The 13195-nt window shown below is 37.4% G+C and carries 15 protein-coding genes and 1 pseudogene; 1 reads left to right on the top strand and 15 read right to left on the bottom strand.

The features are described 5' to 3' along the window. Window positions 1–156: 156 nt before the first annotated feature. Window positions 157–312, top strand: a pseudogene (locus BLO31_RS23560) (IS3 family transposase); the annotation flags it as partial. An 11-nt stretch (window positions 313–323) separates the two neighbouring features. Here BLO31_RS23560 and BLO31_RS14410 read toward each other — a convergent pair. The 15 genes from BLO31_RS14410 to rfbC form a co-directional block, all read right to left on the bottom strand. Next, the gene (locus BLO31_RS14410) at window positions 324–671 is read right to left on the bottom strand and encodes a nuclear transport factor 2 family protein (RefSeq protein WP_070968307.1); all 348 of its coding nucleotides are present in this window, start codon (window positions 669–671) and stop codon (window positions 324–326) included. A 19-nt stretch (window positions 672–690) separates the two neighbouring features. Beyond that, on the bottom strand, window positions 691–1665 hold the full coding sequence (locus tag BLO31_RS14415; protein WP_070968010.1) for a glycosyltransferase family 2 protein: 975 nt from the start codon (window positions 1663–1665) through the stop codon (window positions 691–693). Window positions 1666–1667: 2 nt separating this feature from the next. Further along, window positions 1668–2582, bottom strand: a complete 915-nt coding sequence (locus BLO31_RS14420) for a class I SAM-dependent methyltransferase (RefSeq protein WP_070968013.1) — start codon at window positions 2580–2582, stop codon at window positions 1668–1670. Between the two features lie 4 nt (window positions 2583–2586). Then, window positions 2587–4014, bottom strand: coding sequence for a rhamnosyltransferase WsaF family glycosyltransferase (locus BLO31_RS14425; RefSeq protein ID WP_070968016.1), 1428 nt, complete (start codon window positions 4012–4014; stop codon window positions 2587–2589). Further along, window positions 4001–5638, bottom strand: a complete 1638-nt coding sequence (locus BLO31_RS14430; protein ID WP_070968020.1) for a tetratricopeptide repeat protein — start codon at window positions 5636–5638, stop codon at window positions 4001–4003. The genes BLO31_RS14425 and BLO31_RS14430 overlap by 14 nt, the downstream gene beginning before the upstream one ends. Then, window positions 5635–6654, bottom strand: coding sequence for a rhamnan synthesis F family protein (locus tag BLO31_RS14435; protein ID WP_070968023.1), 1020 nt, complete (start codon window positions 6652–6654; stop codon window positions 5635–5637). The genes BLO31_RS14430 and BLO31_RS14435 overlap by 4 nt, the downstream gene beginning before the upstream one ends. Beyond that, entirely contained in the window at window positions 6655–7950 is a 1296-nt protein-coding gene (locus BLO31_RS14440) for a hypothetical protein (RefSeq protein WP_070968027.1), read from the bottom strand. A 21-nt stretch (window positions 7951–7971) separates the two neighbouring features. Continuing rightward, a complete protein-coding gene (locus tag BLO31_RS14445; protein ID WP_070968030.1) occupies window positions 7972–8700 on the bottom strand; it encodes an ABC transporter ATP-binding protein in 729 nt (242 codons plus the stop codon). Further along, window positions 8697–9185, bottom strand: coding sequence for a hypothetical protein (locus tag BLO31_RS14450; RefSeq protein WP_342668988.1), 489 nt, complete (start codon window positions 9183–9185; stop codon window positions 8697–8699). The genes BLO31_RS14445 and BLO31_RS14450 overlap by 4 nt, the downstream gene beginning before the upstream one ends. Before the next feature lie 327 nt (window positions 9186–9512). Further along, window positions 9513–9833 carry a cupin domain-containing protein gene (locus BLO31_RS14455; RefSeq protein ID WP_070968037.1) on the bottom strand — a complete coding sequence of 107 codons (321 nt, stop codon included), beginning with the start codon at window positions 9831–9833 and terminating at the stop codon, window positions 9513–9515. A gap of 2 nt (window positions 9834–9835) precedes the next feature. Next, entirely contained in the window at window positions 9836–10561 is a 726-nt protein-coding gene (locus tag BLO31_RS14460; protein ID WP_070968039.1) for a glycosyltransferase family 2 protein, read from the bottom strand. Continuing rightward, complete coding sequence (locus BLO31_RS14465; protein ID WP_070968041.1) at window positions 10562–11203, bottom strand: HAD family hydrolase; 642 nt, start codon at window positions 11201–11203, stop codon at window positions 10562–10564. It lies immediately after the preceding gene. Continuing rightward, the gene (locus BLO31_RS14470; protein ID WP_070968044.1) at window positions 11203–11853 is read right to left on the bottom strand and encodes a PI-PLC domain-containing protein; all 651 of its coding nucleotides are present in this window, start codon (window positions 11851–11853) and stop codon (window positions 11203–11205) included. The genes BLO31_RS14465 and BLO31_RS14470 overlap by 1 nt, the downstream gene beginning before the upstream one ends. Beyond that, complete coding sequence (locus tag BLO31_RS14475) at window positions 11850–12611, bottom strand: glycosyltransferase family 2 protein (RefSeq protein ID WP_070968047.1); 762 nt, start codon at window positions 12609–12611, stop codon at window positions 11850–11852. Before BLO31_RS14475 ends, BLO31_RS14470 begins: the two co-directional genes overlap by 4 nt. Before the next feature lies 1 nt (window position 12612). After that, window positions 12613–13176: a dTDP-4-dehydrorhamnose 3,5-epimerase gene (gene rfbC / locus BLO31_RS14480; RefSeq protein WP_070968050.1), complete on the bottom strand. Its 564-nt coding sequence runs from the start codon at window positions 13174–13176 to the stop codon at window positions 12613–12615. Window positions 13177–13195: the final 19 nt, after the last annotated feature.

A 13195-nucleotide genomic window follows, 5' to 3' on the forward strand; every position in this document is an offset into this window, starting at 1 on the left:
GACTCCTTGGGAGTATTTAGCAAGGCATAAAAGTAGGAAAAACTCTAATTTAGAGTGCCACTAAAACAGGGAGGGTTACAAAAGTAGGAAAAACTCTAATTTAGAGTGCCACTAAAACAGGGAGGGTTACAATGGATTAACCTGACCAGTTAGTATTATTGCAGTTTAGATGAAGCTTGGCAGGGCATAGTTAGATATATAATTAGATACTATAGTCAAAGCAGGCCGAACCTGTACAACGGTGGCCTGACTGCGAACGAATCAGAAAGACTTTGCTGGGAAATTTGCAAAACTGTGGCCAATTTTAGTTGACCACTACAGTGTTAGTTAGAAGACTGATAGAGGTACGCATCCATAGTAACCATTTTTCCATTTGCATCCCATGTAATTATATCCGTCCCAAGAAAGGTACTATCATCTAGCTTTAGGTTAAACTCAATAATGCTGTAATGTTCGTTAGCGACTAGTATCTTTTTAGGTTCAAATAAAAGGGTATTTGTACTATCAAATATGCCTTTTATGTAGTTGTGAACTGCTTTCTGACCTTTTACCGTTCCTGCGGGATCAGTTAAAACAAACCCCTCAGAGAAGAAGTCACATACCTTTTCAATATTCTTTTCATTGAAAGCCTGAACGTAAGCTTCGGTTAGTATAAGTATATCTGTTTTCATTGGGTTAGCCTCTGTAGTTTTATTTAAAGCCAAAACTTATTAATTTTAAAATTTCTTTAGTTTTTCTTCTCTTGGTAGCTTGAACAAGTTTTCTTTTCTTTAGTGTTTTACCTATTTCTTTTAACGCGTCAATTTTTGCACGTAAAAAAATGTTTGCCTGTCCGAGAAGTAAAAATTTTACAAACGCAACGCAGGTCATGAGAAGATGTAAGGGCAGTGTAACAAGTAAAAGTATGTGCGGCATATTTTTTAAATAAACCCATACGAGATTCCTATGCCCATAGTAAACAGAAAAGTCACTATGCTTTCCCCCAGAAGTACCGCCACCCACATGATAAACAACTGCACTGTCTACAAATAATGAATCATATTTCAATAGTTGAAGCCTGAACCCCAAATCGACGTCTTCCATATAACAGAAGAAGTCTTCGTCAAACCCTCCAGCCTCAAGAAATGCGAGTCTATTGTACAGAGCTGCTCCCGCGCACGGAGAAAAGATATACCGGTGATACTGGTTCTCTACAGAATTCTCTTTACCGTGATATGCTCTCCAAGCAATACCTGATGCATGATAAACATCACCAACACCATCTAATTTAGTTGAATCTGGATAGCAAATTTGCTTGGAGCCAAAAGATCCAACTGTAGGGTTCTCATTGGCGGCTATCAACAATTCTTCCAGCCAATTTTCTTTGGGGAAAGCGTCTGGGTTGAGTAAAGCAACATAGTGGCTATTGCAATTTTTAATAGCCAAGTTATTTGCAGCCGCAAAACCCAAATTAGTTTCGAGTTTGCAAAGTTTAATATTCCCTAGAAGAGACTCTGGGATGAGTGATATGGAACTATCACTACTATTATTGTCAACTAGAATTATTTCATTAGCTTTGTAGGTCTGCTTAGACAACCTTGACAGGCATTCAAGGAGTAACTCCCCAGAATTCCAGTTAACAATTATGACGGACACTGTTTTATCCGTCGCTTTCAATTGTGGCATTATTAAAACTTGTCTGCTATTCGTTTTATAATAGACTTAGGTGCTTCGACAGTAGGAAGAGAAGCCGTCAAGTCCATATTATTCAGATAGTTCGCTACATGCTCACTTACCATGTTAGACAAGTTAGCTCCAAGCTGTTCGGTTGTATAACTTAGACTTTCTGCATGCTTATTTGCCTCATCTCGCCACCATTTTTCTTTCGCCAAATGATGAAACCTAGAGCCGCTCAATTCAAATATCGCTCTAGCATAATCAAGAGCTTGCGCATCCTGAGTAAGTTCGGCTAGTGCTTTAACTTGGTTTCTACCAACAAGAAGGACACCCAGACCGTTGGAGTGGCTAAAGCTAAATGAAGGATAACTATCCTTTATTTCATTCCAGTACTGCTTAGCTCCAAATCCTTCGATCGCTACTGAGATATCATGAAACAGCACTACACCTTTATCTTTTGATAGTTTAGGCAACCAAGTCTCAAAATCATGCTTCACTGCTTCATAGTGGTGGCATCCATCGATATGTAGAATTTCAATAGAGTTGTCTTCAAAAGTACTTAACGCATCGTCAAATAAGCCACGAAAAAGCGTCGTAGAAGGAAAATTGGTTGCAAAGAAATCTTTAAGGTCATGGTATACTTCTTCGTTGTAGCGACCCGTCGTATCGTCACCACCCCACGTATCCACGCCCGTAATCTCGCAATTTACTTTACATTCTTTAACCGCTTGAGAAAACGTCGATAAGCTGTCCCCCCTGAAGACTCCAAGTTCTACTATAGATTTTGGTTCCATAAGCTCTACTAACCACGCAGCAAAGCTTAAATGTCCATGCCAATCAATTGCTCGGGTTAACCTTTGTGGCATGAACCGAAGGCTATAGGCTGATGGTTGTAATATTTCTGGTCTGGTTTCTTTTTGAGTCATAATATTAATCTTTTACTTTGATAATTTTATGGTTGAAGTCTTTTAAAGAACTGTCACTAATAATCCCGCTATATTTTTGATAGTTAAAAGACATCTCCCCCTTTTTCTTTTGTAAAGCTTCTTCTAACCTTTCTATTAGCTCGTCTTTTATTGGATCATAAGTAACTATGTTTTCAGAGATATGTCTTAGTTCTTTTTCAGTCCTATTGGCAAACGAGTTAGTTACCGTCGGAATACCTGACGCAGCAGTCTGATAGGCTATCACTCCCGGATGAGCTGAATATATTAACGACACCACTACATCACATGTCTTAATCAGAGAAATATATTCTTCTTTTGGCAGCTTACTTATTACATTGATTCTATTATTGTTCACACTATACGAATAATCTGTATCTACAGTGCCAACCAAAAACAACTCATACCCGCTATACTTTTCACAAAAATCCATTATTGATGAAAGTATATCTTCAGGCATATTACGCGTATTAAAAGCCTCTGGTCTGAAATAAAAAAACAGTCTTTTATTTTTCTTTAAATCTATATCGTCGATAATGTCTATTCTAGGAGCTGTAATGTGGCTATTCTTACTTGCTAATAGACCTTGCTCCTTAACAAAATCACGTAAAAAACGAGTAGAGAACACTATATTCTTCGACTTGTAGAGAGCCGATTGACACCTAGCATACATAGACCCAAATGGAGAGAAACCAGCTTCGTAGTCTTGGCAGTAATAAACAGTCTTGCTTATATCGTCGAAGATATCGATTGATTGAAAAAACGTCTCTGTATCAAAGCAGTATATAAGAGAGGGTCTTTTATCCAAAAGTTTAATATCGTCCAGATTATAGGCATTTATATTACTACCATATTTAGTCAGTAAATCAATATTTTCCGCTCCGTTGGTTACATAAACTTTCACTTCATCAAAAAGGTTAAACGAATCAGATATATCATCGAAAAAGCTTGTGTATCCAGCAAAAAAAAGATCACTTCTTAAATAGGGTAGAAGTATAACAAGGACATTCGATCTGTTTTCTTTCCTTAACGCTTCATTAGTATATTTTTTCCAGTTATTTTTTCCGTGCAGGTGTTTTGGATAAAATAATCCTTTACCGAGAGAGGCTTCACTCTTAGATTGAGAATAAACATTTTTATAGCTCCATTGCCTTTTCTCATTAGCTCCATGTATACAAAAATGAATATACCCACAAGCTTGCTCCCCGTTTACGACTGCTCTTTTAACATCCTCATTTTTATGCAAATAGAATTTTTCGTCAAAATCAATTGGAGACTCTTCATTATGAGCTAACTTGTAAACTCCATCAAAAAACCATTCGAGCGACTTATTCGCATATTCTGATGAGAGGTGAGCAGACGCAATAGATTCACTAAATTTATTTCGCCATTGGCTATTTTTAGACTTCCACATTTAAAATCTTTTTTGCCTCCACTTGTAAATCATCTGAAAGAATGGGGAGTAACGTTAAAGCTGCTTGTCTACTTCCAATCGCGTGAAGCGCTCGTATCAAGGTAAAAGCGGCTGTACTGTCATTAGGCATTACCTGATGGGCTCTCCTTAAGTATTTAAGCGCTATTTTGGGGAACCCAAGATCCAAAAGTGTACAGCCCATACCATGATTTACACCTAAGCTATCTGGTAAATTCTTGCTCGATTTCCAAAAATGGAATAACGCCTTATACTTGTCACCACGCGTAAAATAATATTCAGCTAATCTGACACTAAGAATCGGCGATTTGACAAAATAGCCTCTGAGAGTTCGTATAGCCTCTTCTATTTGACCATGCTCACCTTTAAAGGTAAAAAAGTCTATCATTCTTTCTAAAGCAAAAATTTTGTCTTCCTCAACAACATATTCTGCCTCCTTTGCTTTTTCCAACATCCACTTATACACCATATCAAGAGTCATCCTATCCCTCTGACGAATGTTCCATTTAAGTGCACTTTGAAGTTTGGGAACATCAGGAGTCTTCTTAGAAATCTCACGTGTGATTAACTGCTGACGAAGTATAACTATGTCCGAAAATTCTCTTTCGTCACGTTTACGTATTTCGTCTATTTTATCTGAAAAAGGTAAAACCGGATTAGCTACCGTTGTGTTTGAAGCACTAATTATAGAAGATGAGTTAATAAAAGTGTCAGTTACAGGATCATTTAATGCGTATTTTGGTAGCTTATTCAATATAAGTTTAAGTTCCTCGTATTCTTCGCGATCTCCCGTTTGATATTTCCAACTACCTTCATCAATACACCAAGTATCTGCCTTATTACAGTCAAGTATATCCGTTACAAACGAAAACTCTTGATCGAAAGCCTCAATCCAGTACCTAAATAAAACGACGAGATGCTCATCAAGCGTGTTCCAATCATAATCAAAAACGCTACCCCGTCTCAACAACTTATTAGAAACTTCACGAAAGTCTACTTTTTGAATCATCGACATGACAAAGGGGTTATTTGAGCATGATTCCAACCAAAGGAAGCACTCAGGCCCAATACCATTGAACATATGATCCGCTACGTACTGTGTCCTAACGGAATAGCTTAAAGTTTTCCTTATAGCAGAAACACACCCAAGATAGATCATGTCTTTAGCCATGAACGGCAGACTAATTGAAATATGTTCAACAGCCAATTTATCCGAGGATACAAAAGATTTAACTTTTTCTGCTTCAAGATCTAGCGAAATAAACGCATCAACGACATCCTTACGGAGAAGAAATTTGTCTGTACGACCTTTAAGAACTAGGCTATCGCTAGCAATTACACTTAGACCTGCATCTAAGGTCCTCCACTGTCTAAAGATATTTGCAGGGCCGCCTACATCTAAACCCGAAGAACCCACCACTTTTATGCCTTGCCTTATTACCCAATCAAAGAGCTCCCTATTGGAAGAAATATCCTCATGCCATGTAGATATGACAACATCAATAGCCTCTGGTGTTTTACTCAGCTTATAGAGTATACAGTCTATAATTAATAAAAACTCTTCTGTATCTCTGATCGCACCATTTAATAGAATCACTTTTTTCATAGTAGTTGCTCTTTATCAGCTAGTTCTTCGATTGTTAAGCACTCGCCTTTATTAACTCGTGTAAGGTGGCCAAAATAACGTTCCAAGGAGTGAATGCAACAGCCATCTAATTGACTATTTTCTTCTTCAAACTTGTATAAATGCAAATTCATCTCATCAAGAAGCTTTAGAAATGAGCGAGTACCAAAAAACATTGTTCCCGGTATAAAATATGATTTGACTGACTCAACTTTACTTCCAACAAGATGAGACAGCCATGGCATATTATTCTCAAGGTGATCCTGTATTGGGAACTTTTCTACTCCTACCAACGTACAAGTTTCTGGGACAACGGTTGATAAAAGGCGATCAGAAATGCTTTTATTTCCAACCAATAACCTTATATTCCTCTTGAACCAATCCCCTTTATCATTCAGATGCTCAGATCTCTTAGTGTGAATTTTAATAAAGCAAGCGTATCTATCTAAATCTACAAGCTTGATCGAAATTAAAAATGGGAAAATATCTCTGCCATGGTTCGGAAATTTAACTACGACCAATCTATCATTATCCATATTGCGTTCGAACAGTTCAGCTATACTATCAAAGGGGGTACTGACTACAATGTCATAATCGATAAATTTACTTATATTATCTATTATTTCGACCGCTTCATCTTCATAGTATGCATGGACAAAAATTATTTTTTTGTTACCTGTTTTGAACTCTACTTTGAAGTTTTCTACTTCCTGTCCGTTGTTAGCAATTTCTAATTTGTAAATTCGGTCACTAATGGATTCTATTGAAAAAAAGTTTTTTGTCTCATACTTTTCTGTTACTGGCATTGGACGAGTTCGGCTATAAATGTCGCTTCTGTTTTTTAGATTTATGATACGCTTTTTTATATTTATCAAAGGATAGAAAATACTGCGCGCCAAGAACCGAAAAGGATGATTAATAATAAAATTCAAATCTCTTTCACTTTTTTCTATTCGTTCAGTAAGCTCCACTATTTTAATGTAATCATTTAAGTTCATTTATTTACCTTTTTTTTTCATTACATTTCTAGCATAAAATTCTGTTGCAAAGGGGAGCTTATATTTAAAAAACTCTATCGCTTTCCTCGGTAAAACTCTACTGAGAACTCTATGAATAGGAGAGTTGGTAATACTGATATTTAATTCCTTCCTAAGAAAGTCGTTTTCTCTCCTCAAGGCTGTTATCTGCTCGTGGTAACGTTTACTAGCTGAATCATTTTCATTTTTCACAAAAAAGTGTTGGGCAGCTCCTCTAATAACATTCTTCTTACTTATAGAGCAATTTGCTTTAGCACTAGGTAGGTCACTGTACTTTTTTGAGAAAGACTCATAGCTGTTGAATATATCAATATCTATTTTAAACATATTCAATGGTTCTTTGTCCGAAATTAGTTCTACTAGCCTATTTTTTGTTTCGTGATCTATGACTCTATTAATTGCAGACACAAAAGAGTGATCAGCAATTACATCACTTTGCTCTCCACCAATAATTTTAATATCCTTGTCGAATAAAAAAGCGTCAGACATTGATTTTAGTTCAATATCAATATTTTTATACTCTCCCCAGCCAACTTTGAAGTATCTATCTAATATCAACCACCAAGCTTGAACCACATCAGAAATAATTGCGGTATTAACAATGTCTTCACATTGTTCTGATCTTCTATCAGCAATTTCACTTATATGTGGCAGGTTCCAATAGAAATGCTGCTTAAAGAGCCTACAATCTTTAAATGGGTGAAAAAAGAAAGTTTGTTCGACGGCTAGTCGATTATACAATAGCTCCATATCAGCTGACATATTTATCAGTTTCATCAGATCTTCAAAGTGCCCAAAAAATTGAGCATCGCCACATAGAAATGGATAAGCCATCTGTGAATATTCAATAAGAATCTTATGTTTTAGACCTACTTCGGCGAAATCTTCAGCTACCGGGGTACCTGACACGAAATCATGAAGCATAGCTTCATGATTATCGGCTAAGTCTACACGAGTTCTGAGAACAAACTGATCTTTGTTATTTAACTTTGATAAGCCGTAGTATAGAGAGAGCATCTGATGTAGTTGATGTCCCCCTTTAAGTACTAGTCGTGGCTCTTCGATCTCAATTATATCTATATTAGAGTGTACGAGTTGTTTTCTTAGACCTTGATAACTGTCTATTTCACCAATCCAAGTGGAGAACACTATCTGATCAACTAACCCTTGCTCTCTCCAATCAGTATAGTTTTTCAGCTTATTTAGTAGCTTATTAGCATCTCGTACGAGCCCACAAATTATTACAGAAACAGCCATTTTTGTCGTACCTTGTTTATCCTAACTATACATATTTCTATACAATTCTAATCCTTCTTTGAAAGAGCCATCGTAATAGATCTTTCCTTTCTCTATGATAATTAGTCTATTGCAAACGTCTTCAAAATCATCGGGACCATGAGTAGCAATAAACGCAGTATCGGCTAATCCGATAGTTTCTGTTAGTTTCTCATTAGCTTTTTTCATAAAAAACTCGTCCCCGCCTCCAAGAACTTCATCTAAGACCAAGATTTTAGGCTCTTCACTTATTGCAATGGCAAAGGCAAGGCGACTTTTATATCCAGTGGATAGATGCTTGAACTGTTTATACCTATCTTCACTCAAGTCACAAAAATCTAGAATCTCCTCTCTAATAGCTGGTATATTTTCTTTAGATATATTTTTGTATATCAGAGAGAGATTAATGTTCTCTTGGACACTGAGCTCTTCTTCAAGACCTATACCTGCTGCGAGTACAGCTGTAGGCTTGTCACTTGTCCAGACACTGCCAGATGTACAAGGGTAGATTCCCGACAAAACTTTTAAAAAATTCGTTTTACCATTGCCATTTCTGCCAACAACACAGATTTTATCGCCTTTACTGGCAGTGAAAGATGGTATAGAGAGTATGTTCTTCTTCTCTGTCGTAAACGACCTAATATTGATTATTAGGCTCTTAAGCGACTGATGCCTATCAGAAGCAGGGACATCTAGTTTTACGTCCTCAAATTTAACTGTCGCAACATTCATAGATTGATCACCGTTTTTGTACCTATTGCCCTGGACAAAGTAATACCAATAACTAGGGAGACTAAAGCAAGAATTGCTGGAGTGGCAAATAAGCTAATGGTTAATTCTTTCCCCATAAATACTGCTTGTGAGAGTAATATAAAGTGTGTGAATGGATTAAGCTCAACTAAATATGCAGCTATACCTGTCATATATGATTTAGCATATGCAATAGGTGTAAGCCAAAATGCGATTTGTAGTAAAATACCTAGCAGGTAGGGTAGATCTCTTAGAATAGGTGTTATTGTTGCAAACACTAGGCCCGCACCCAAAAGAAAAATTAAAATAAACAGAAACAATATAGGAATAAGCAAAATGTGTCCTATACCTGTTCCTGTATACAGCGCGTATAATATACCAATGAGGTAAAAAGGAGCGAGAACTAGGGCTTCTGATAAAACATCAGCGGCAACCAGCATAAAATGGGATACGTTATTATTTTGCATTAGTGCTCTGCGAGAGACTAAACTTTGACAACTTTTTAGTAGCGCCCCTTGAATTATTATCCAGCTTGTAAGGCTACTAATTAACCACAGTACCATATTCTCAATGTTAGCTTTAAATACATAATTCATAATAAAGTACAGTATCGCCATTTGGGACATAGGATTCATTAAGCTCCAGGTCCAACCCGCGTAAGTATTGAGAGACCTTTTTTGAATTTCAAAAATTGCGAGCCTCAAACTGCTATAAAACATTAGTTTTTTACCTCATAAAAAACAACGCACTTAGGCTGCTCGCCCTAAGTGCGTGTCCATTTGATAAATTTTTAACTAGACAACGTATTTATCGTCTAACGCTCCAGGAACTTTAACAACAACATTCCTAGAGTTCGTAAGCGCTTCAAAATCAGTCACTTCACCTGGCTCAAGAACAATTATATCTCCTGGCCCCCACTCTTTTCCCACCATCTTTACTCTGCCCTCTAAGACAAGAGTTATCTCAGTAGCAACCTTATGATAATGTGCTTCCTCTTTATCCCCCGAAGCATATGATTTTACCGCAACTTCACAGGCTTCACTTTTATAAGCTACCGGAGAGAAAGCTCCAACAAACCAACCTTTGACCATGTTATCTAATTGTTCACTTTTCATGACTAACCTCGATGCTCAAATTGCTGCATCTGTCTCTCCGTTTTTATTGGGCGATAATGTTCCAAGCTCAACTCTATAGCGCCGATTCTTAGCTGCTGAAGAATTAGTTCGTTAAATACTGGCGCAACATAGAAGTTACCATTCACACTAGCATTTTTGCGAATCATATTTTTAGCACCCTCAACAAAATCGCTAGTTTTACGGAACCAAAATACCCCTGCAGTGGCATTTTTACTAATAGGCATCTGCTGGGCTGCCTCTACTACCAGATCATCAGAATTAAGTTTAATGTAGGAATATCTAGGATGCACCGATTTAAACGTAAGAGTACCTCCGTTCAAACCCTTTCCCTTAAATTGACTAATCACTTCAGAATAATCTTTATCCACTAACTCGTTAGCGCTAATGATGAGTAATTCGCTATCAGGGTCGATTTGACTAGCAGCCAACAACGCTGTACAGGCAGAACCTTTAGTGCTGTCAGGAATTCTCACAACATCACTACCATCCGTCAACAACTGCACAACTTTATCTAAGTGAAACTTCTCTGCATCTCTTTCTAAGATGGCATATGTATAATGTTTTTCATCTTCAATACACTTAGTGTGGGATATGATTTTCTCTATTAATGACATACCATCCGTTTCAGTAAGGCAAAGAGGGTAGCCTTCGTCATGCGTGTCAAATGCGACTTGCCCAGCTGCTAAAATTAGTATGTTAATGGCCATCTAAATCACCTCACCATGCTGGCTTTCTATCTCTTTAATTCTCTCTACAATATTTAAGTAGTTTGTATCAGCAACATCTTTCACAACAAGTAAGTGCCCGCCTGATGCTTTAGCGGCCTTTATGCCGTTTTCGTTATCTTCTACAATCAAGCACTCTTCAGGCTTTAATCCAAGCTCTGACATAGCTTTTAAATACATCTCTGGATCAGGTTTACCGTTAGATACATCTTCGTTAGACACCATAAGCTCTAGGTAGTCAGATAAAGCTGATTTTTCCATCATTGTGACAACTGTATTCCTAATAGAGTTAGAGCAGACCGCAAGTTTATACCCTTCTGCTTTCAAGTTTGAAAGCGCGTACTCATGAACAAAGACTGGTTTACAGTGCGTATGTACAATCTCCATCGTATATTGCTGTTTCATTTCATTAATAAAACCATGAAGCTCACTCGGCAGATCTCGTTCCGCACTTAACAGCTCAAGCTTTTTCTTGGTTGGTAACCCATCAAATGTTGTCAAGTGATCAAACCTAGAAATAGGCATACCAAATAACTCAAGAGCTTGATTCAATGCCTCATAGTGCCACTCCTTAGCCTCTATAAGTACACCATCCATATCAAATAATATGGCTTTAATAGTCATTATTTTATCGCCCCATAATTATCAAAAAAAAACGAAGTAGCGTCTTCAGGTAAGTCTGTACAAAGTATAAGGTTTTCATAGTTAACAAACTCCTTCAAAACCTCCCACTGTGGTCCAGGATCTCTTTTGTGAAGTTCAGCAGATACAATACACACTTGCTTACCAATACTTAAAATATCAACAAGTTCCTTCGAGGAATACCATTCATCAGAAAAGGAGTCCAACCATATACCGTTGGATTCTTCAAGCCAAGCTGGTTTCGTCTCAACATCACTCATTCTTGTAAAAACTGGAACTGCTCCACTATCTATATAGCTTTTCATGTCTGGGATTGACATATCAAAAACGAAAAAGTCATGTTGTGAGACAGAGGAAGATTCAATGTCTTTTAATATTTGACTAGCCAATCCGTCTGACTTTATATTTAATGCAAGAGTCAATCCGTCATTATATTTAGACAAAACATCTAGAAAATCTTTAAACTTTATTGCTTTTCTGTCCGCAATATCATGTGATATTACAAGTTCTCCATCAAAATCTCTTACGTCCGTTTCAGTGCCAAAGTCAAGATCAAAGGACCTAATAAAAGCCAATTTAGAGTTTTTTTCCTGCTCTTCTTTCCAGTAACCTCGATGCGAAATCACTTTCATTTTACACATCTCAATAAAGCTTGCTGACATACCGGGAGTGACTTAAATAACTCTAAATCACTTGGGATTCCCAACCCATACATACCTGATGCTTCTGAACCTATATTAAAAATGCCTACTTTCCACGTATCACTTAGTTTTTGATTATATGCAGGGGCGACATAATATTCACCATTAACCATCAGCTTTTTATCTATCATATCCTTGGCTGCCGCGACAAAGTCCGCACCTCTGGCAAAATTATATATTCCCACCGTGGCTTCATCCGATATAACTTCTTTCTCAACAACCCTAGTCACTAAAGCGTCATCACTTAATCCAACAAATGACCATTTAGGATCGTCAGCTTTCATCGTCATAATCAATCCGTCTAGGGACTGACTTTGCATTGTAGATAAGTACTCATCAATACTAACATCTACATATTGATCACTATTCGCAATCATTAATGGAGCATCATTGTCAATGAATTTCTCTGCTTTGAGAACAGTACAAGCAGCACCTTCCGTTAGGCCATCAATTTCAACTATTTCACAGTTTGGTGACCACTCACTGAGTAAACTTTTAAGTCCATACTCCTCTACGTGCTTCTGTTGACAAATAAATATAAACTTATGCTCTTGAGAAGGGGTCAAGTTACTAATTACAAGCTTAATCATTGGCTCCCCATCAATAGGGATCAAAGGCTTAGGGTCTTTATATCCTTCTTTAGCGAAACGGCTCCCAGCTCCCGCCATAGGGATTACAATATTAATCATTTTATTCTCCATTTTGCATTATAAGCCTTTGATAAGCTTTAAAACTAAGTGCTCTTGAATCTTTATCTGACGTGACAGGCTGAATATCGATAGGCCAATCAATATTTAGCTCTTCATCAGCCCAGTCTATCGATAGCTCGGCTTTCGGATTGTAATAGTCCGTGCATTTATATACAAACTCAGCTTCTTCACTTGTGACATAGAAACCATGTGCAAATCCTTCAGGAACCCACAACTGACGTTTATTTTCAGCCGAAAGAAAAGCCCCAACCCACTGACCAAATGTTGGTGACTCCTTTCTGACATCAACAGCAACATCAAACACCTCTCCAGAAATTACACGAACTAACTTGCCTTGCGTATTTTCAGTCTGATAATGAAGCCCTCTGAGAATACCTTTTTTTGATTTAGAGTGGTTATCCTGCACAAACACAGTGGCTTTTCCAGTCACTAGTTCTTCAAACTTCTTTTGCTGCCAAGTTTCCATAAAAAAGCCTCGCTCATCACCAAAGACTGCTGGCTCAAGAATCTTTACGTCTGGGATCTCAGTTTCAACTATTTTCACAATTAGGGTCCATTATATC

The sequence above is a fragment of the Vibrio sonorensis genome, assembly GCF_001854765.1.
Classification (GTDB): Bacteria; Pseudomonadota; Gammaproteobacteria; order Enterobacterales; family Vibrionaceae; genus Vibrio; species Vibrio sonorensis.

What these genes read in the sequence shown, in the direction of transcription:
- BLO31_RS14425 (WP_070968016.1), bottom strand. Translation starts at nt 4,014, where the DNA reads ATGTGGAAGTCTAAAAATAGCCAATGGCGAAATAAATTTAGTGAATCT.
- BLO31_RS14460 (WP_070968039.1), bottom strand. Translation starts at nt 10,561, where the DNA reads ATGGCCATTAACATACTAATTTTAGCAGCTGGGCAAGTCGCATTTGAC.
- BLO31_RS14420 (WP_070968013.1), bottom strand. Translation starts at nt 2,582, where the DNA reads ATGACTCAAAAAGAAACCAGACCAGAAATATTACAACCATCAGCCTAT.
- BLO31_RS14465 (WP_070968041.1), bottom strand. Translation starts at nt 11,203, where the DNA reads ATGACTATTAAAGCCATATTATTTGATATGGATGGTGTACTTATAGAG.
- BLO31_RS14435 (WP_070968023.1), bottom strand. Translation starts at nt 6,654, where the DNA reads ATGAACTTAAATGATTACATTAAAATAGTGGAGCTTACTGAACGAATA.
- BLO31_RS14430 (WP_070968020.1), bottom strand. Translation starts at nt 5,638, where the DNA reads ATGAAAAAAGTGATTCTATTAAATGGTGCGATCAGAGATACAGAAGAG.
- BLO31_RS14440 (WP_070968027.1), bottom strand. Translation starts at nt 7,950, where the DNA reads ATGGCTGTTTCTGTAATAATTTGTGGGCTCGTACGAGATGCTAATAAG.
- BLO31_RS14455 (WP_070968037.1), bottom strand. Translation starts at nt 9,833, where the DNA reads ATGAAAAGTGAACAATTAGATAACATGGTCAAAGGTTGGTTTGTTGGA.
- BLO31_RS14450 (WP_342668988.1), bottom strand. Translation starts at nt 9,185, where the DNA reads ATGCAAAATAATAACGTATCCCATTTTATGCTGGTTGCCGCTGATGTT.
- BLO31_RS14470 (WP_070968044.1), bottom strand. Translation starts at nt 11,853, where the DNA reads ATGAAAGTGATTTCGCATCGAGGTTACTGGAAAGAAGAGCAGGAAAAA.
- BLO31_RS14445 (WP_070968030.1), bottom strand. Translation starts at nt 8,700, where the DNA reads ATGAATGTTGCGACAGTTAAATTTGAGGACGTAAAACTAGATGTCCCT.
- BLO31_RS14475 (WP_070968047.1), bottom strand. Translation starts at nt 12,611, where the DNA reads ATGATTAATATTGTAATCCCTATGGCGGGAGCTGGGAGCCGTTTCGCT.
- BLO31_RS14410 (WP_070968307.1), bottom strand. Translation starts at nt 671, where the DNA reads ATGAAAACAGATATACTTATACTAACCGAAGCTTACGTTCAGGCTTTC.
- BLO31_RS14415 (WP_070968010.1), bottom strand. Translation starts at nt 1,665, where the DNA reads ATGCCACAATTGAAAGCGACGGATAAAACAGTGTCCGTCATAATTGTT.